The sequence below is a fragment of the uncultured Anaerococcus sp. genome (assembly GCF_963512375.1).
GTDB lineage: Bacteria > Bacillota > Clostridia > Tissierellales > Peptoniphilaceae > Anaerococcus.
This window is the reverse complement of the sequence record NZ_CAUPMI010000001.1, coordinates 154,004-170,819: the sequence shown is the minus strand read 5'-3', so window position 1 is coordinate 170,819 and position 16,816 is coordinate 154,004. Positions and strand designations below refer to the sequence as shown.

15 protein-coding genes are annotated in these 16,816 nt (G+C 34.4%); 11 read left to right on the top strand and 4 right to left on the bottom strand.

Features of this window, described 5'->3' with window-relative positions; genetic code table 11:
- The first annotated feature begins 1 nt into the window (after position 1).
- The 6 genes from RRB46_RS00925 (at position 2) to RRB46_RS00900 (ending at position 6,410) form a co-directional block, all read left to right on the top strand.
- A complete protein-coding gene (locus tag RRB46_RS00925) occupies positions 2-748 on the top strand; it encodes an ABC transporter ATP-binding protein (protein WP_311537155.1) in 747 nt (248 codons plus the stop codon).
- The gene (locus RRB46_RS00920) at positions 745-2,643 is read left to right on the top strand and encodes an FtsX-like permease family protein (RefSeq protein ID WP_311537154.1); all 1,899 of its coding nucleotides are present in this window, start codon (positions 745-747) and stop codon (positions 2,641-2,643) included. The genes RRB46_RS00925 and RRB46_RS00920 overlap by 4 nt, the downstream gene beginning before the upstream one ends.
- Complete coding sequence (locus RRB46_RS00915) at positions 2,621-3,289, top strand: response regulator transcription factor (RefSeq protein ID WP_296126978.1); 669 nt, start codon at positions 2,621-2,623, stop codon at positions 3,287-3,289. The genes RRB46_RS00920 and RRB46_RS00915 overlap by 23 nt, the downstream gene beginning before the upstream one ends.
- Positions 3,282-4,250: a HAMP domain-containing sensor histidine kinase gene (locus RRB46_RS00910; RefSeq protein WP_311537153.1), complete on the top strand. Its 969-nt coding sequence runs from the start codon at positions 3,282-3,284 to the stop codon at positions 4,248-4,250. The genes RRB46_RS00915 and RRB46_RS00910 overlap by 8 nt, the downstream gene beginning before the upstream one ends.
- A gap of 39 nt (positions 4,251-4,289) precedes the next feature.
- Entirely contained in the window at positions 4,290-5,213 is a 924-nt protein-coding gene (locus RRB46_RS00905; RefSeq protein WP_311537152.1) for a hypothetical protein, read from the top strand.
- Positions 5,214-5,297: 84 nt separating this feature from the next.
- Positions 5,298-6,410 (top strand): hypothetical protein, encoded by a 1,113-nt coding sequence (locus RRB46_RS00900; protein ID WP_311537151.1) that lies wholly within the window; start codon positions 5,298-5,300, stop codon positions 6,408-6,410.
- 60 nt (positions 6,411-6,470) lie between these two features.
- Here RRB46_RS00900 and RRB46_RS00895 read toward each other — a convergent pair whose 3' ends face one another.
- Genes RRB46_RS00895 through RRB46_RS00885 form a run of 3 tightly spaced genes read right to left on the bottom strand, consistent with a single transcriptional unit; the run spans position 6,471 to position 9,892 of the window.
- Positions 6,471-7,862, bottom strand: coding sequence for a peptidase S41 (locus tag RRB46_RS00895; RefSeq protein ID WP_311537150.1), 1,392 nt, complete (start codon positions 7,860-7,862; stop codon positions 6,471-6,473).
- Positions 7,834-9,198 (bottom strand): HAMP domain-containing sensor histidine kinase, encoded by a 1,365-nt coding sequence (locus RRB46_RS00890; RefSeq protein ID WP_311537149.1) that lies wholly within the window; start codon positions 9,196-9,198, stop codon positions 7,834-7,836. The genes RRB46_RS00895 and RRB46_RS00890 overlap by 29 nt, the downstream gene beginning before the upstream one ends.
- Positions 9,179-9,892, bottom strand: coding sequence for a response regulator transcription factor (locus RRB46_RS00885; RefSeq protein ID WP_311537148.1), 714 nt, complete (start codon positions 9,890-9,892; stop codon positions 9,179-9,181). The genes RRB46_RS00890 and RRB46_RS00885 overlap by 20 nt, the downstream gene beginning before the upstream one ends.
- A 154-nt stretch (positions 9,893-10,046) precedes the next feature.
- Between RRB46_RS00885 and RRB46_RS00880 the strand changes: the two genes are divergently transcribed.
- Positions 10,047-10,298 (top strand): GlsB/YeaQ/YmgE family stress response membrane protein, encoded by a 252-nt coding sequence (locus RRB46_RS00880; protein ID WP_106460646.1) that lies wholly within the window; start codon positions 10,047-10,049, stop codon positions 10,296-10,298.
- Positions 10,299-10,346: 48 nt separating this feature from the next.
- Here RRB46_RS00880 and RRB46_RS00875 read toward each other — a convergent pair whose 3' ends face one another.
- Positions 10,347-13,250: a transglycosylase domain-containing protein gene (locus RRB46_RS00875; RefSeq protein WP_311537147.1), complete on the bottom strand. Its 2,904-nt coding sequence runs from the start codon at positions 13,248-13,250 to the stop codon at positions 10,347-10,349.
- Between the two features lie 128 nt (positions 13,251-13,378).
- Here RRB46_RS00875 and hflX point away from each other — a divergent pair, with 128 nt between their 5' ends.
- From hflX to lgt, 4 genes are read left to right on the top strand one after another with little or no spacing between them, the layout of a single operon-like run.
- A complete protein-coding gene (gene hflX, locus RRB46_RS00870; RefSeq protein ID WP_311537146.1) occupies positions 13,379-14,614 on the top strand; it encodes a GTPase HflX in 1,236 nt (411 codons plus the stop codon).
- A complete protein-coding gene (locus RRB46_RS00865) occupies positions 14,583-15,239 on the top strand; it encodes a YigZ family protein (RefSeq protein WP_311537145.1) in 657 nt (218 codons plus the stop codon). The genes hflX and RRB46_RS00865 overlap by 32 nt, the downstream gene beginning before the upstream one ends.
- Positions 15,239-15,967, top strand: a complete 729-nt coding sequence (locus tag RRB46_RS00860; RefSeq protein ID WP_311537144.1) for a YebC/PmpR family DNA-binding transcriptional regulator — start codon at positions 15,239-15,241, stop codon at positions 15,965-15,967. Before RRB46_RS00865 ends, RRB46_RS00860 begins: the two co-directional genes overlap by 1 nt.
- A 1-nt stretch (position 15,968) precedes the next feature.
- Entirely contained in the window at positions 15,969-16,769 is an 801-nt protein-coding gene (gene lgt, locus RRB46_RS00855; RefSeq protein ID WP_311537143.1) for a prolipoprotein diacylglyceryl transferase, read from the top strand.
- Positions 16,770-16,816 lie beyond the last annotated feature (47 nt).

Below are 16,816 nucleotides of genomic sequence, written 5' to 3'. Positions count from 1 at the left end.
AATGAAATTTGAAAGAATTCTAAAAGTAGAAAATCTTGAAAAATATTATGGTAAGGAAGATAAAAGAGTCTTATCTAACCTAAACTTTGACCTTCTTGAAGGTGAATTTTTAGGTATTATGGGCAAATCAGGCTCGGGGAAGACAACTATCTTAAATGCTATAGCGACAATAGGGTCCTTTAACAAGGGCTCTATTTCCTATTACAATAAAGATATTTCACTCTTTAATAGGAGAATGATAACATCCTACAGGAAAAATGTAATCTCTTATATCTACCAAGATTTTAAACTTATAGATATACTGACTGTCTATGAAAATATAATCTTGCCTCTTAATATTTCAAAAAAGTCAATTGATAAGGAAAGGCTAAGTGATATGGCAAAATTTTTAGAAATTGACCACATACTTAATTCTTATCCAGAAAGCTTGTCTGGTGGAGAGAAACAAAGGATAGCCATAGCAAGAGCCCTTATCAAAGATGCAAAAATTATCCTTGCAGATGAGCCTACAAGTTCTCTAGATTCCAAGCTTGGTGAAAAGGTCCTTAGGCTTTTAAAAACATATAACAAGGTCCACAAAAAATCTATCATCATGGCAAGCCACGACCTAAGGGCAATTTCTTTTACAGATAGGGTTATATTTTTAAGGGACGGTCAGATTTACAATGAGCTCAGACGCAAGGAGGATGAAAGTAGGCAAGATTTCTTAGTAAGGATAGACAATGCAGATAGGCAGCTTTTAAGATGAAGAAAGAAAAATCTAGTAAAAAACTTTATTTTTTAATTTTAATAATTTCATCAATTACATCCTACATAATTTTATCATTTGATAAGTCTGAGGTATTTTCCTATATTTACGAAGAAAATAGACTCTTTCTTTTAGATACAGTCAGACTTATTTACCTAGTTTCCCTTATTTTTATCTTTATTCTAATCTACTATGCAAGTTTTTATATTATAAGTGAGAAGAAAGAGTTTATTGGTATTTTGCTGGCAGAAGGCATGGGTCAAAAAGACCTATTTAGAACTTGTTTTAAAGATTTAATAAAAGACATAGTCAGGGCTAATTTTTTGGGCATAGGCCTTGCTGTTTTTATAAATGAATTTATAAACCTCCTTACGGTCAAGATTTTAAGCTTGGGTTTAAACTACCATAATTTCAGTATTTCTTTTAAGGCCATTGTTTTAACAATAGGAATAAGCTTGTTTTTAAATAGCCTTTCAATTTACACTCTTGTTAGGGATTTTTATAAGAAAAAACCAGATGAAATTTATAGGGGCGAGATAAGGTCCAGATCTAATTTATTCATGTTTTTGGCCTTGCTTTTATTTGCTCTAGGGATAATTTTAAGTGATATTTATTTAAGGGAAGAGTTTTTATTGGTGCTTGCCTTACTTAGCATATTTCTACTTACAGTATTTTTTTTATTTTCTAAAATTTTCCAAAAAATTAGTATGGGAGATATGATTGTAAGAAAAAGCTTGAGTTTAACTTTCAAGAAAGACAAGGCTTCGTTAATATTTACAAGTTTTATGCTGATTGCTGGAATTCTTATTCTTGCCTATACTATTCTAACAAGTATTTCATCTAGAAATTCCCTAGAAAGACCTGCAGATTTTACCCTTTATGATTCTAAAGAAAAAATCGAGCTTTTAAAGGAAGATTTAGATATGGGCCAAATGATAGGGGAAATTTACCCGGTTTATGGTTATGAGTATCTAGATATTTACCCAGTTCAGATAAATAATTTGGTTAAGCAAAATATGGCCCTTGATAGGTCAACAAGAGATAAGTTTTACTTTCAGCCGAGCTTTCTACTGAAAGAGTCTTCCTTTGAAAATATTTATAATATAGAAACTAAGCTAAAGGATGATGAAGCTATTCTCCTTGCAGAAAGTGAAAATGAAAAATACGGTCTTGAAGCAAGTCTTGCCCAAAAAGACGGGTCTATAAGAATAGGAGGCAAAGATTATAAGCTATCTAAGCTTGTAAAATCAAATAAGATCTTTTCTAATGATGTGATCGGTTTATCAAGTATGGTTGTTGTAAATGATAAGGTCTATGATTCTCTAATAGATAAAAAAGACCCCTTTGCCTACAACATAAAACTTTCAAAAGATTTCATTAATTCATTTGGTTTTTCCAAGGGCTCTGATATGTTAAGGCAGGCCTTTATTGACGGGGGCTATAAGTATGAATCCTACATTTGGCAGGCAAAAAATGCTATCTCTCAAATAACAGAAAATCTTTACACCTATTTTTATTTGAGTTTGATCTTTATCCTGGCAGGCCTAAGCTTTTTTACAATTAGGATATTCATCCATTTTGAAAAATCTAAGGAAAAACTAAGGATCCTAAGCCTAATGGGCCAGGATATGGGTGAAATTAGGGCTTTAATTAGAAAAGAATATAGGATTCTTTTCTATCTTGTAGGTTTTACTTCACTATTTGCGGCGATGTTTTTGTTTACTAATCTATCTTTTAGCATGGACTTGAGTTACAGGATAAAAATCAGCAAAATAATTGGAACTCTGGCCCTAATTAGTCTTGGGATTTTGATATTGATAAGCCTATTTTTAAGATTTATTGTTAGAGTGAGCTATGAAAGGATACTTTATTATGAAGAAGATTTTAATAATTGAAGATGATAGAAATCTCTTAAATGAACTAAGAGAATTTTTGGAAAATAGGGGATATGAAGTATCAAGTGTGGATAATTTCTTAAGAGCAAGTGACTTTGCTCTTAAAAAAAGACCTGACCTTGTAATTTTGGATATAAATTTACCAGGGATATCCGGCTTTGATATTTGCAGAGCTATAAAAGAAAAGTCAAACATTCCAGTTTTAATGCTCACTTCTAGGATAGGTATAGAAGATGAAATCAAGGGACTTGAGATAGGGGCAGATGAATATTTGGCCAAGCCAGTTGATACCAGGATGCTCATTTTAAGGATGGAAAAGCTATTAAACTTATTTAATCATTTCCAAGATATAATAAGCGTGGGAGATTTAAGTCTAGAGCTTTCCACTTCAAAATTATCCTACAAAGATACTTATCTAATCTTACCACAGACAGAAGCCGATATTATCAAAAAATTAATGGAAGCCTTTCCAGAAATTGTTTCAAAAGACGACCTCTTAGAAGCTGTTTGGTCCACAATTTATATAGATGAAAATATACTTCAGGTAAATATTACAAGGCTTAGGAAAAAACTCAAAAATCTAGGTCCCTATAATATTTTCAACAAGAGGGGATATGGCTATGGTCTAGGAGAAGCGGATGAATAGTACATTAAAGGACGGACTTGTTTGGATATTGGCATTTTTAGCCTTAGATCTAGTCTTTATCTTCCTAATAATTCTCATAAGTCCAGAATTAATTGATAATTTCATAATTTTTATTCTTTTATTTACTATTTTGGCTCTTTTGTTTATTTTAAGGACCATTAGAAATAAAAATAAAAAAAGAAAAGCCCTACTTGAAGAATTTTTGATAAATAATTCCTTCTTGGCTAAGGATAGACTGGTAAATGAATTTGGGAGTGACTATAAAAAGATTTTTGGTGATTATCAAAGGGCTATAAAAATAAAAGATAAGAGGCTAGAAGAATCCAGGTCTAAACTCATTTCATATAGGAATTTTATAGAGATGTGGGCTCACGAGATCAAAACGCCTCTTGCCTTTGCAAATTTATTCCTAGAAAACCATAAAAATGATTTTGATAGGGAAAGTCTTGATAAACTAAGCCTAGCCAATGCCAATATAGAAAATTATATCAACCAGATTCTCTACTATGCAAGACTAGATGCTAGCAAAAAAGACTATAAGATGGAAGATATCTATCTAAAAGAAGCGGTAGATGAAGCAATAAAAGCATATTATCCCCTAATTGCTGAAGAGGGAATTATCATAAAAGAAGATGTCGGAGAGGTAGGAGTTTTTACTGACAAAAATACTCTGGTCTTTATAATTTCTCAAATTATTTCAAATGCTATAAAATACTGTGATGGCGTTATTAATATTGCAAATAGGGGTAAAAATCTATATATAGGAAACAATGGACCTAAGGTTGCCAATCAAGACCTAGCCTTTATTTTTGAAAAGGCCTTTACGGGAGAAGTCGATAAAATTCATAAGTCAACAGGCATGGGCCTATATTTAGCTAGGCTTTATGGCAAGGACTTATCTATAGATATTGAAGTGGTAAGTAATAAAGATGGAGATTTTGTGATAGGCCTTAAATTTTAATAATATATGTAAAGAAAAAACTTAAAAAAGTAGGTAAAAATGGAAATAACTGACAGATTTGAGTTATCAGCTTGCAATAAGAGGAAAAAATTTGATATAAACCATAAAGAAATACCGATTAAACTCAGCCCAGACCTTGATGAGGCTATCAAGTATCTTCTTTGGTATGTGCCAAATATAAATAGTGAACAGGCCAAGGAAAATGACCTCCTTAAAAACAAGGAGTATGATGACTATATTTTTGAAGAAATAATGAGTTTTATGAATCTAAGTGACAGGGATGTCTTATTTACAGATGATATAGCCACTTATATAGTAGACGATTTTAGGGGAGAAGTTTGCACTGATGATCAAAAAATTGTGATGAGTCTTGCAGATGGGGAAACTAAGACCATGAGCCTTTTAAGGCATATTAGAAATGCCATAGCCCATGGCAATTTCAATGTGATTGATAAGCTTGTAATTGGCTTTGATATAAAAAGACTTGGTGGGGATAAGATTGAATACAGGGCTATTTTTAAAATTAGACCTGATGGACTTTTAAAAGCCCTAAGAAAGATCAATTTCGATTTTACTAGCCAGGAATTTATTGGACTTGCCTTTAAAAACTGCGGGTATTTTGTCGAAGAATACCAGGAAGAATACCAAAAAAGCCATCGCTTTGACCTTTTTGCCAAAAAGAATGATAAGAGATTTGCAATAGAGATTAGAAATTATGACTATGGTAAGAAGATAGCTAACGATGAGGTAGGTAAAATTATAAAAGCCTTTGAAGGGTCTGGAAAGGGAATTATTCCTATCCTAATTATAAATTCATCTTACCTAAGCGAGAAGAGTAAGGAAAATCTACTTAGGGCTGATTTTATTATCCTTGATATCAAAAATATTAAGAAGATGTATAAGGGAAGGGATATGGTCTCAGAAATCCTTAGAGACAATGCTTTCTTAGATAAATATAATTAATTCCTTGTATATAAACTTTAAATTATAATATTTTCCAGTATAATAAGAACACGTTATTAAGACGAGAAGAATTAGGAGGTATTAATGACAGAAACTAATAATCAAAATCCTGGCGATAGAAGAAGATCTAATCGTCCAGACAAAAGAAGAGAAATTAACCTAGAAAGAGAAGAAAGCCTACAAGCAGGTAGAAATCTTTCATGGGGTTCTATAATAGCAGGAGCTGTTTCAGGAGCTGCAGTATTTACAGTACTAGGCCTTTTAACAGCAGCTTTAGGATTTGGAATCTTTTCAGCAAACTCAGCTAATCCACTTGCAGGCGTAGGCCTTGCGACAGGTCTATGGACAGCAATTACAATAATTGTTTCCTTCTGTGTAGGTGGTTTTGTATCAGGTTATGCAGCTAGATCTACAGGTCTTTTACACGGAGCTATAACTTGGGCAGTAACAATCTTATTACTATTTACCCTTGTTCTAAATGCAGTAGCTTCAACTTTAGGTCTTGCAGGTCAAGCAGTTGGTGCTGTAGCAGGAGGAGCTGCTAATGTTGCTGGTAGTGTAGCAGGTAGTGCAGGAGACCTAGCAAGCTCTGCTATTGGAACTGCTATTGATGGGGTAAGCGAAAACCTTAATGATGTTGACACAGAAGATCTTAAAGCTAATCTTGAAAAATATCTAGCAGATACTGATGTTAAAGAACTTCAACCAGCATATCTAAGCAGTCAAGTTGAAGAAAGTAAGGATGAAATCGCTCAAACAGCTAAAAATATTGCTTTAAATCCAGATAATGCAGGAGCAGAAATAAAAGCTCTTACTGATTCACTAAGTGCTAAGGCTGAAAAAATCGCTGATTCTGCTGACAAAGATGCTATAACAAATGCTGTAGCAGAAAATTCTAACCTATCTAAGGCAGAGGCTGATGAAATTGCTAACAATATCTATGAGGAGCTAAATAAGGCTTCAGAAGAGACAAGTAAGGCAATTGATCAAGCAAGCAAAGAAATAACAAAGCTTGCAGAAGAATCCAAGATAAAACTTGACCAAACTGTGGAAGGTGCAAAAGACACTGCTGATAAGGCAGCTAATGCTGTATCCCTTGGATCAGTTCTAAGCTTCTTAGGATTAATCATAGCCCTTGCAGTATCAGCAATAGCTGGTAGAAAAGGTGAGGAATTCGCAATTAAAAATTACAGATAAAACAAAAACTAGGCTCAAGGGCCTAGTTTTATATTGCCTATATTTAAATATTATTAATCTTTAACCAGCTATCGATAGGATACTTCCTACTGGATTTTTCGAATTGATTCTTTGGTTATATTCAATGTACTTATTTTCACTTTTTTCTCTTGCTGTAGTCATACTCACTATAAGACCTGAGTGGTCAAGGACTAAGAGGCTTGGCATCATATTGTAAATCCTATCATTCATATTTGGATTAGGATCTAGAGCGTTTTTAACAACATATGCTCCTGAATCTTTTAATATTGCAGCAAGTCTTATAGCCTCATTGGCTGTATTAGAATTAGTTAAGATATAGATACCCCTATTAGCAAAGGTGGAGTCTTTTTTTATTTTAAGAGATACCTTGTCGTAATAAGAATAATCATCGACGTTAAATGCGCTTATATCTTCCTTAGTCTTATTTGCCTGATTTTTGATATAAGGGGTTTGGTAGTTAGAATCGCTTGAATTCTTGATATCTTCTAGGTTTCTTCCTAAAAGAGAGCCCCTGTAATAAAATATATCTTCGTAAGAATAATCCTGATGAATAAGGTATTTTGCAAATTCATTTACAAATAGATAATTTATTGAGGAGTTTTCTTCTAAATCTATAATAATCTTGGTAATAGATGGCTGGGAAGTAACTGCCTTTATGATTTCATCAATTATAGTGTCAAGTTCTTTGACCTTAAAGCTTGGCAAACTAATTCTGAGGGTGGTCGCCGATTCGATGGCTACGCTTGCCTGACTGGTATTCTTGTCATTTATGATTCGCTTATACCTATTTACTACCTGAGGGTTTTCTAGACTGGTTTTGATATTAGATTGGCCCTTGTTTTTATAATAATCAAAGAGGTCATCGTAGGTATCCTTATCTAGGATTTTGCAAGCAGGGTCATTTAATAGTGATAGATAATTACCCAAAATCGTGAAAAACTCTTGATCGGTTTTGGAATTTGCAATTTTTTTCTTATAGGCATCACTTTGTTTGATAAATTCTTCATAAGAGGTCCTATTGTTCTTATCTACTGCATAGTTTTTGGTCATGTATTCTATAAGCTGATTGAAATCATTAGACTTTTCAGCACTTGTTAGGCTCCTGCCTTCTGTTGAAGTAACGAAGGCCTCATTTGCTAGGTCATCTAAAACTTCATCCCTAAAGGCTGGATAATCCATGTATTTATAGGTAGATAATTTTTTATAGACTAAAAAACTTGGGATAAGGATAGCAAGGATTAGGAGGGATAGGAGCGTTATCCTTCTTCTCCTATAGGCTCTTTGTCTTTCCTTCCTTCTTCTAAGGCGGGCCTTGGCGGATCTATCCCTATTTTTTCTATCTTTAACAACCCTTATTTGTTTTTCAGGTCTAGAATTCCTATTTCTTTCTCTTTTAGACCTCCTAGAGGTACTTGTCTTTTTTCTTGTCATTGTTCATCCTGTTGTTTTTTTCAAAGACTACTGTAAATTCGCTTCCAAAACCTAGTTTGGATTTGACTCTAATCTTACCTTCTAGGGCAAGGACAAAGTTTTTGGTTATAGCAAGTCCTAGGCCAACACCATTATCCTTGGTATTTCTAGCATCTTCGACCCTATAAAACCTGTCAAAAATCCTTGGTATATCTTCTTCTTTTATACCTATTCCGCTATCCTTAACGCTTATTTGGATTTCTTTCTCATCTTCCCTTAGGATTAGGTCTATTGTACCATTTTTCCCAATCGCCTTGATGGCGTTTGATACTAGGTTTTGAATGATTTGGCTTAATTTATCCCTATCGGTATAAAGCTTTACATTTTTATCAGCTATAGTATTTATCCTGATGTTATTAAGTCTTGCCTTGGCATTGAAGCTTTTTCCAATGTATATTATAAGCTCTGTTAGGTCAACCATTGATTTTGATAAAACTGAATGGGATACATTTTCTTCAAAGGTATTCTTTAGGCCAACTATAAGGCCTTCAAGCCTTACAATTTCCTTGCTTAGGGTGTCAAAAGTAGAGTCATCTGCTTCTATTATCCCATCTTTCATGGCTTCGATTGTAAGCTTCAGATTGGTGAGGGGAGTCCTAAGCTCATGGGAGATGTCTTGGGCATATTGCTTCCTTATGGATTCTTGCTTTTGTAGGTTGTTTGAAAGGAAATTTATATTGTCTTTTAAATTTTCAATCTCTCTTATATCTGTTTCTTCTTCAATCTGATCATAGACGCCTTCCTTGATGGCAAGGGTTGATTCGCCAATTGATGTGATAGGATTTGATATATTGGTAGATAGAATTATAGCTATAACTGTGCCTATGGCAAGGGAAATTGTAATAGCATAAATTACAGCTTGGGTAAAGTTGTTTTTTAATTCATTTATACCAGTTAAATCCCTATTGTATCGGATTATAATTTTACCAGCATTAAGATTGGTCGTATCATCGATGATATTATATTCTTTGGATAAAATCTTAGAATTATCATCCTTATCGCGACCTTCCAAATGTTTTATTAATTTTCCATCCTCACCGTAATATTCAATATCTACCTTTGAATCATGGGCCATATTTTCTAGGTAAGACCACATAAATTTGCTGGAAACATCCTTATCGTTATTAAGTCTGATGAATTGATCAGAGATTTCATTTGGTCTTTTATCGTCTAATTGCTTAAACAAGTCGTTATAATTGATTGTAACCATCAGGGTGATAAGAATTGAAAAAACTAAGATACAAGAGAGGATTCCTGCTATAAAGTTTTTAATTATCTTATTCTTGAGAGTTGTCATCTATGCCACCGGACTTGTAGCCCATCCCATAAATTGTCTTGATATATTGTGGTTTTTTGGGATTATCTTCTATTTTTTGTCTGATATTTTTGATATGGGTATCGATGGCCCTATCGTAGGCGTCGTAGTCATAGCCAAAGGTTATTTGGATTATCTCATCTCTGGTATAGATCTTGTTAGGGTTTGAAAATAGGGTCTTAAGTATTGAAAATTCGTTTTTGGTTAGATAGATTTCCTCACCATCTTTGAAAAATCTATTGTACTTAAGGTCCATCTCAAGCCTGCCATCTAGGGTTTTAATTATGTCAGCCCTTGGTATGTTGTATTTTTCAATTCTTCTGAGTATTGCCTTTATTCTTTCTATTAATTCTCTTGCAGAAAATGGCTTGGTTATATAATCATCTGCCCCAAGTCTTAGGCCCTTGACCTTATCATCTTCTTCAACCTTTGCTGATAGCATGATTACAGGTACTTGCGACCTATTTCTGATTTCCTTTATGACCTCCTCACCAGGAAGTTTTGGTAACATCAAGTCTAGGATGACTAGGTCAATATCTTCATTTAAAAATAATTTTAGACCTTCTTCACCATTGTAGGCTTGAAATACTCCGTAGCCTTCCTTTGCTAGGTAGGATTTTACTATATTATTTATGCTTTCTTCATCTTCTATAATTAAAATATTTATCTTTTCCATACTTCACCTTCCAGGATTATTATACCATAAAGATAAGGAAATTTGGTTTATATATATAATATTAAATGTTTAAAAAGTCTAAAAATGGATATAAATATATTGTAGTAAATATTACATTAATTTCTTTGAAATTTTGAATACGAAAGGAGTAATTATGGGAAATTACGGATTTATTATGACTCTAATTATAGGAGCTCTAGCAGGTTGGATTGCTAGTAGAATTATGAAAAGAGATGCCGAAATGGGAGGCATTGCTAATATATTTGTAGGTATACTTGGAGGTTATTTAGGTAATTTCATATTTAAAAACTATGCCGCAGGTACTTTTGGCCAAATCATTACAGCCATTGTCGGTGCAGTGATTTTATTATTTGTACTTGGCCTTATCCAAGGACGAAATAAGTAATTAATAAATAAAACCGCTTGGAATGTTTTATCATTCCAAGCGGTTTTTCTATGGTTGTGGATTTTCTGGATTTTCTTCCTTTGGTTCTTGGTCTTTTGGTTTTTCCTTATCTTTGTCAGATTTTTTGTCCTTATCCTTTTCTTTATCTTTATCTTTATCTTTTTCATCTTCTTCCTCCTCAGGTTCTGGTTCTCCTAAGTTAGAATAAGTTTTTGGAACTCTTTGATTCCAATCTTTTGGATAGATATTGTTGAACTTACTTGGATCATAATTGCTTTTTGGATTTATAAATGACCTTGAGACTATATATCCACTAGGTGTTAGATCACTTACTAAGAGATTGTTTCTTGAGTCTACATTTACCCACTCGTGCACATCGTCTTCTTCAGTTGGCTTGTTATTTGGTCCAAAGATTTCTGTGATTACTATTCCTCTTGGGTCTGCATATGATGCATCTGTTGGTAGTTTTCCACTCATTGTGTCTACTTTCATAGATACAATTCCCTTAGGTATTTCAAATTTAGCAGCTTCATAGCCTTCTAGAATTTTGTTATTTATTACATTCCACATGAGGGCTGCTCTTTCTGCTGATGTACCTGTTAATGATATATTTTGATCATCGCATCCCATCCAGATTCCTACTGTGTAGTATGGGGTATAGCCTAGGCACCAGAAGTCGTTGTTGTCATCTGTTGTACCTGTTTTTGTAGCAAATTCTGTTCCATTTAGGTAGATATTGCCATAGAACTTACCAGCATCTTGTAGAGCTGATGTTATTTGGTAGGCTGTTTCTGGACTTGTTACATCGTGACTTACTTTTTCTTTTTCTTCAAATAGGACCTTGCCTGTTGAATCCACAATTTTTGAAAATGTTAGTGGTTCTTGGTATTTGCCGTGGTTGGCAAGGGCTGAATAGGCTCCTGTCATATCTAGGGCTGTTAGGCCACGGGTCATGGCTCCAAGACCTAGGGCTGCGAGATTCTCATCGTTTATTTCTTTGTCTTCATCAGAGCTTACGAAGTTGTCAAATCCGTTATCTTTGATTATGCCAAAGTTTTTGAGGTATTTTAAGGATGTATCTATTCCTATCTGATCTAGGGTAGAGACTGCTATTGTGTTTGATGACATTTTAATAGCCTCTCTTATCGGTTTTACACCCATATAGTATTCGTAGACGTTGTTTGGCCAAGGCTTGTTATCTTCATTTAGCATTTGTGGCACATCATCTACACCTGTTGCTAGGTTAAAACCATTGTCTAGGGCTGGGGTGTAGGTTGCGATTGGCTTTATTGATGAGCCAGGTTGTCTTGGGACTGATGATGCCCTGTCTAGGATTCTCATACCTTTTTGGTCACGTCCACCCATAATTGCCTTAATTTGGCCATTTGCTTGGTCAATTATTACAGTTGATGACTGTGGCTGGATTGTTCCTTCAAGGTCTATGTCATAGTAGTCCTTATCTATTGAAAAACTACCATCATCATAAGATGTAAATAGCTTTTGATTATCTTTTAGGTAGGATTTTGCTATTACTATATTATTTTCATCGTCTAGATAGATATTTTTATTTGAACCTAGGTCTATATTTCCAGTCCTGTGGGTTCTTAGGTTTTTATTTTCATCATCTAAGGAATAGTAGTTTCTAAATACTAGCTTTGCTTGGTCTAGATAGGCCTTATTTGTTGTTAGGACTATATTTCCCTTATCATCCATGTGGGCTTCTTCTGGGGATAGTCTTATATCGTTATTCTCATTTAAGAAATTACTTTTTGAATAATATAAGAGTTTGCCCTCATCATTTATGATGTTTCCCCATTTATCGTATTTCATCTTAAGTAGGGGAGCGACATCCCAACCTGAAGTATTTCCCATTAGGTAGGATGAGAAATTGCTATAGATATCTTCTAGATTTTTTTGCATCTCTGTATCTATTGTTGTTGTGATTTTTAAACCGCCATAGTAGAGCCTATCCCAGGCTTGGTTTTCACTCATATTTAGCTTATCCATAAGTTTGGCTACGACTTGTTTTTCAAGTAGGGAATTGAAATATGAGGCAATTTCTGTATTTGTTCTTTCAGCAGGTTCTATAGATTTGGCTACATCAAATTTTATTGCATTATCGTAGGCTTTTTTATCTATATATCCAAGTTCTAACATTTTATCAAGTATATAGACTTCACGTTTTATTGGAGCTTCGTTATAGACGGCAGAATATTTTGTCCCGTCTATGGTAAATTCACCGAGGACTTTTTCATTTGTCACTTCACTGGTCTTTAAAGACTTATAGAGAGAGTTTTCCGAAGGAGATTGGACAATTCCTGCAAGGGCGGCACATTGGGCTAAAGTTAACTCTGAGACATCCTTATTAAAGTAGGTCTTGGCTGCGGCCTGGACTCCATAGGTGTTTTGGCCCATAAAGACTCTGTTTAAGTAGGCGCCTAGGATTTCTTCCTTGCTTAGGTGCTCTTCTATTTCTAGGGCTAGATAAATCTCTTTTATCTTTCTTTGATAGGTTTGATCGTTGCTAAGATAAGTATTTCTAGCAAGTTGTTGGGTGATGGTAGAACCACCCCTTACAATGCCTCCTGCCCTTAGGTTTTCTACCATTGAACCTAGGATTGATATAGGGTCAATTCCCTTGTGTTCATAAAATCTTTCATCCTCTACTGCTACAAAGGCGTTTTTAAGGTCATCAGGGATTTTGTTATAGTCAACTATCTCCCTATATTGGCTTGTAGCAATAGCATCTACTTCATTGCCATCTTCATCGACAATGACAGAGTTTTGACTCATTTCATTTTTTATAGCGTCAGCATCGATTTCTGGTGCACTCTTCATGACTTCAAGTATTGCACCACCTGTTATACCTGCAAATATTACCATAATCGATCCTAAAAATAGTATTACTATCAGTAAGATTTTTATGATAATAGCGGCTGCTTTTTTATGCATATGGCCTCCATTTGTATTTTTTTATATTTCGTAAATTATACCTATATCTATTTTATCATTTTTTGCAGGTAAGTTCCATACTTTATTAAATTTTAGATAAAAGTATAATCTTTAGGGAAAGGAATTATATGCAGGAAGTAATACAAGTCAATGTCCTTAGCAGGGATGATGACGAAGAAATTAAAATATATGAATTAGAATCTTTGATAAATACAGCAGGTGGAAAGCCTGTTGCTTTTGTTAGCCAAGTTGTAACTAAGGTTAATCCGAGATTTTATATTGGCAAGGGCAAGCTTGAAGAGATAAGAGAGCTTGCTGAAAATTTAGAAGTTAAGACTGTAATTTTTGATGTCGAATTATCGCCGAGCCAATTATATAACCTAGAAGAAGAGCTTAAGCTTAAGGTTGTAGATTGGACAAGCCTAATCCTTGATATCTTTGCCCAAAGGGCCCACACCCGTGAGGCTAGGCTTAAGATAAAGCTTGCCCAGCTTAAGTATCAATTACCAAGGATTAATAAGTGGTTTTCATACCTATCCAGACAGGCAGGTGGAATCGGTACTAGAGGCCCAGGTGAGACCATGCTTGAAACTGATAGAAGAGCCATAGTTAGAGATATAAAATCCCTTGAAAAATCATTAAAAGATATCGAAAAGACAAAGGTCACAAATAGAAAATCTAGGGAGTCTTCCTTCAACATTTCCCTAGTAGGCTATACCAATGCTGGTAAATCAACGATTCTAAATGGTATGATGAACCTGTTTGGGTCGGAAAAATTTGTATATTCTGACGATTTGTTATTTGCAACCCTAGATACATCAACCAGAAGACTTGATTTTTCAAATACTAAGGTTACCCTTACAGATACAGTTGGTTTTATTGATAACCTATCTAAGGAGTTAAATGACTCATTCTTAACAACTCTTGAAGAAATTAAATTTGCTGATATGCTATTAATTGTTATCAATTCATCTTCTAATATTGATGGTCAAATCAAGACCATAGAAAATTCTCTTGATGAAATAAATCTAGAAGGCAAGGAAATTATCTATGTCTTTAATAAAATAGACCTTATCGATGATATGACAGCTGTAAGCCTTTATAAGCGTGACTATGAAAGGATTTTCATATCAGCCCATAAGAATGAGGATTTGATAAGACTTAAGGATGAGATTGTCAAAGTCATAAAGGAAGACTATACAAGGGTAAAGATGCACATATCCTTTAGCGAAGGTGCAGTACTTGATTATATGATGACTAATTACGATATATTAGAAACTGAATATGACAGCGATGGAACTAATATTACTTTTGAAATAAATAAGGAAGATTATGCCAAATTCAACAAATATATCATCAGGTGATTACAAAACAATAGAAGGAGTTAAGACTTCAGAATTTGAAGTTGAAAAGTCTGTGTTTATTACAAGGGCCAAGCATGTAGAAAGCGAAGAAGAGGCCCTGGCCTTTATTGAAGAGGTGAGGGGAGATAATAAGGATGCCACCCACAATTGTACAGCTTATATAATAAATACCACTCCAGAAATTAAAAGATATAACGATGATGGCGAGCCCCAAGGATCAGCAGGCCTTCCCATGCTATCGGTCCTTGAAAAAGAAGAAGCCACAAATGTATGTGTAGTTGTAACTAGGTATTTTGGGGGCAAACTTTTAGGCAAGGGAGGACTTGTAAGAGCTTATACAAAAGGAGTAGCTGATACAATTGGTCCAAATCTTATTTACAAAAGGGATTATTTTGTAGTAGAATTAATTTTGTCATATAATCAATTAGGTCAGATAGAAAATTATATAAACGAAGAAAAATATCAAGTAATTGACAAGGCTTACACAGATATAGTCAAGTTTTATATCTATGTAAGGCATGACAAGTACGAAAAGCTTGAAAAAGATCTGATAAATATGACAAGCGCTAATATAAAAATTAATAAAATAAAAGAGCTAATGCTCTATGAGAAAGGAAGGATTTAATGTCAGGACATAATAAGTGGAGTAAGATTAAAAACAAAAAAGGTAGTGAAGATGCCAAAAGAGGCAAGATTTTTACCAAACACGCTAGAAATATAACAGTAGCAGCCAGAGAAGGTGGACTAGATCCAGAATATAACGCAAGCCTTAAGACAGCTATAGAAATGGCTAAGGCTGATAACATGCCAAATGACAACATAGAAAGAGCTATCAAAAAGGCAAGCGGTGAAGCAGGCGGAGAAAACTATGAAAGACTAGTTTATGAAGGCTATGGCCCAGGTGGAGTAGCCTTTATAGTAGACTGCCTAACAGATAATAAAAATAGGACAGCACCAGATGTTCGTCACATCTTTGATAAATTTGGCGGAAATCTTGGAACAGACGGATCTGTAATGTTCTTATTTGAAAGAAAGGGAGAGATAATCGTAGATGGCCAGGGTAAAGACTTTGACCAATTTATGATGGATGCCCTTGAAGCAGGTGCAAGTGATGTTGATGATTTGGATGGCTTTTATGAAGCTCTTACAGAAGTAAGCGACTTCAATGATGCAGTAGAAGGCCTAAAGAAAATGGGCTATGAAATTGAAAGAGCAAATATTTCATATATAGCAAACAACATAGAAGTAGATCCTAGCCATCATGAAAAGCTAAACAAATTAATCGATGCTCTAGAAGATCACGACGATATCCAAGAAGTATACCACAATTGGGATATGCCAAGCGAGGAATAAGATGGAATTTAATATAGATAGGGTAGCCTTTTCTATTTTTGGCCTAGATATATATTGGTATGCCATAATAATAATTGGAGGAATTTTAATTGCCTCTCAATTTGCCAAGAAAGAATTTGTAAGAAGGGGCTTTGAAGAAGACTTCATTTACGATGTTCTTTTTGTTATATTACCAATAGGAATTATCGGAGCAAGGCTTTGGTATGTGGCCTTTGAATGGGATTACTATGGAGCAAATCCAAGTCAGATACTTAATTTCAGAGCTGGAGGCCTTGCTATCCATGGTGGAATATTTGCAGGCCTTATAGCCTTATGGATTTATGCTAAATATAAGAATATACCACTTTTAGATCTTACAGATGTTATGGTTCCATCCCTTATCCTAGGGCAAGCCATAGGTAGGTGGGGCAACTTTGCAAATGCCGAAGCCCATGGTGGGCCAACAGATTTGCCTTGGGGAATTATAATAGATGGGGTCAAGGTCCATCCGACCTTCCTCTATGAATCTATTGGAGACTTCTTAATATTTTTATTTTTAATATTTTATAGGAAGAAAAATCCAAGCAAGGGCAAGCAAACAGCCATATATTTTATAGGCTATGGAGTTTTGAGGTTTTTTGTAGAAGGTCTTAGGACAGATTCTCTATATGTATTAGGTCTTAGAACTGCCCAGCTAGTTTCAATTGGCTTTGTAATAGTAGGAATAATTTTATTTGTCTATGCAAATAAAAATAATCTCCCACCTTATTTTCAAAAAGCTAAATCTAAAGAGAAAGCTGAAAGAATAATCAAATTTAAATAAGTTTAGTAAGATTGACCGGTTTTATATCCGGTCTTTTTTCTTGCTTT

Bases quoted from the DNA above. Each gene is read 5' to 3' on its own strand.
- RRB46_RS00890 (WP_311537149.1), bottom strand. From the start codon at position 9,198: ATGACAACTCTCAAGAATAAGATAATTAAAAACTTTATAGCAGGAATC.
- RRB46_RS00880 (WP_106460646.1), top strand. From the start codon at position 10,047: ATGGGAAATTACGGATTTATTATGACTCTAATTATAGGAGCTCTAGCA.
- RRB46_RS00915 (WP_296126978.1), top strand. From the start codon at position 2,621: ATGAAGAAGATTTTAATAATTGAAGATGATAGAAATCTCTTAAATGAA.
- RRB46_RS00925 (WP_311537155.1), top strand. From the start codon at position 2: ATGAAATTTGAAAGAATTCTAAAAGTAGAAAATCTTGAAAAATATTAT.
- RRB46_RS00920 (WP_311537154.1), top strand. From the start codon at position 745: ATGAAGAAAGAAAAATCTAGTAAAAAACTTTATTTTTTAATTTTAATA.
- hflX (WP_311537146.1), top strand. From the start codon at position 13,379: ATGCAGGAAGTAATACAAGTCAATGTCCTTAGCAGGGATGATGACGAA.
- RRB46_RS00910 (WP_311537153.1), top strand. From the start codon at position 3,282: ATGAATAGTACATTAAAGGACGGACTTGTTTGGATATTGGCATTTTTA.
- RRB46_RS00900 (WP_311537151.1), top strand. From the start codon at position 5,298: ATGACAGAAACTAATAATCAAAATCCTGGCGATAGAAGAAGATCTAAT.
- lgt (WP_311537143.1), top strand. From the start codon at position 15,969: ATGGAATTTAATATAGATAGGGTAGCCTTTTCTATTTTTGGCCTAGAT.
- RRB46_RS00865 (WP_311537145.1), top strand. From the start codon at position 14,583: ATGCCAAATTCAACAAATATATCATCAGGTGATTACAAAACAATAGAA.
- RRB46_RS00895 (WP_311537150.1), bottom strand. From the start codon at position 7,862: ATGACAAGAAAAAAGACAAGTACCTCTAGGAGGTCTAAAAGAGAAAGA.
- RRB46_RS00885 (WP_311537148.1), bottom strand. From the start codon at position 9,892: ATGGAAAAGATAAATATTTTAATTATAGAAGATGAAGAAAGCATAAAT.
- RRB46_RS00860 (WP_311537144.1), top strand. From the start codon at position 15,239: ATGTCAGGACATAATAAGTGGAGTAAGATTAAAAACAAAAAAGGTAGT.
- RRB46_RS00875 (WP_311537147.1), bottom strand. From the start codon at position 13,250: ATGCATAAAAAAGCAGCCGCTATTATCATAAAAATCTTACTGATAGTA.
- RRB46_RS00905 (WP_311537152.1), top strand. From the start codon at position 4,290: ATGGAAATAACTGACAGATTTGAGTTATCAGCTTGCAATAAGAGGAAA.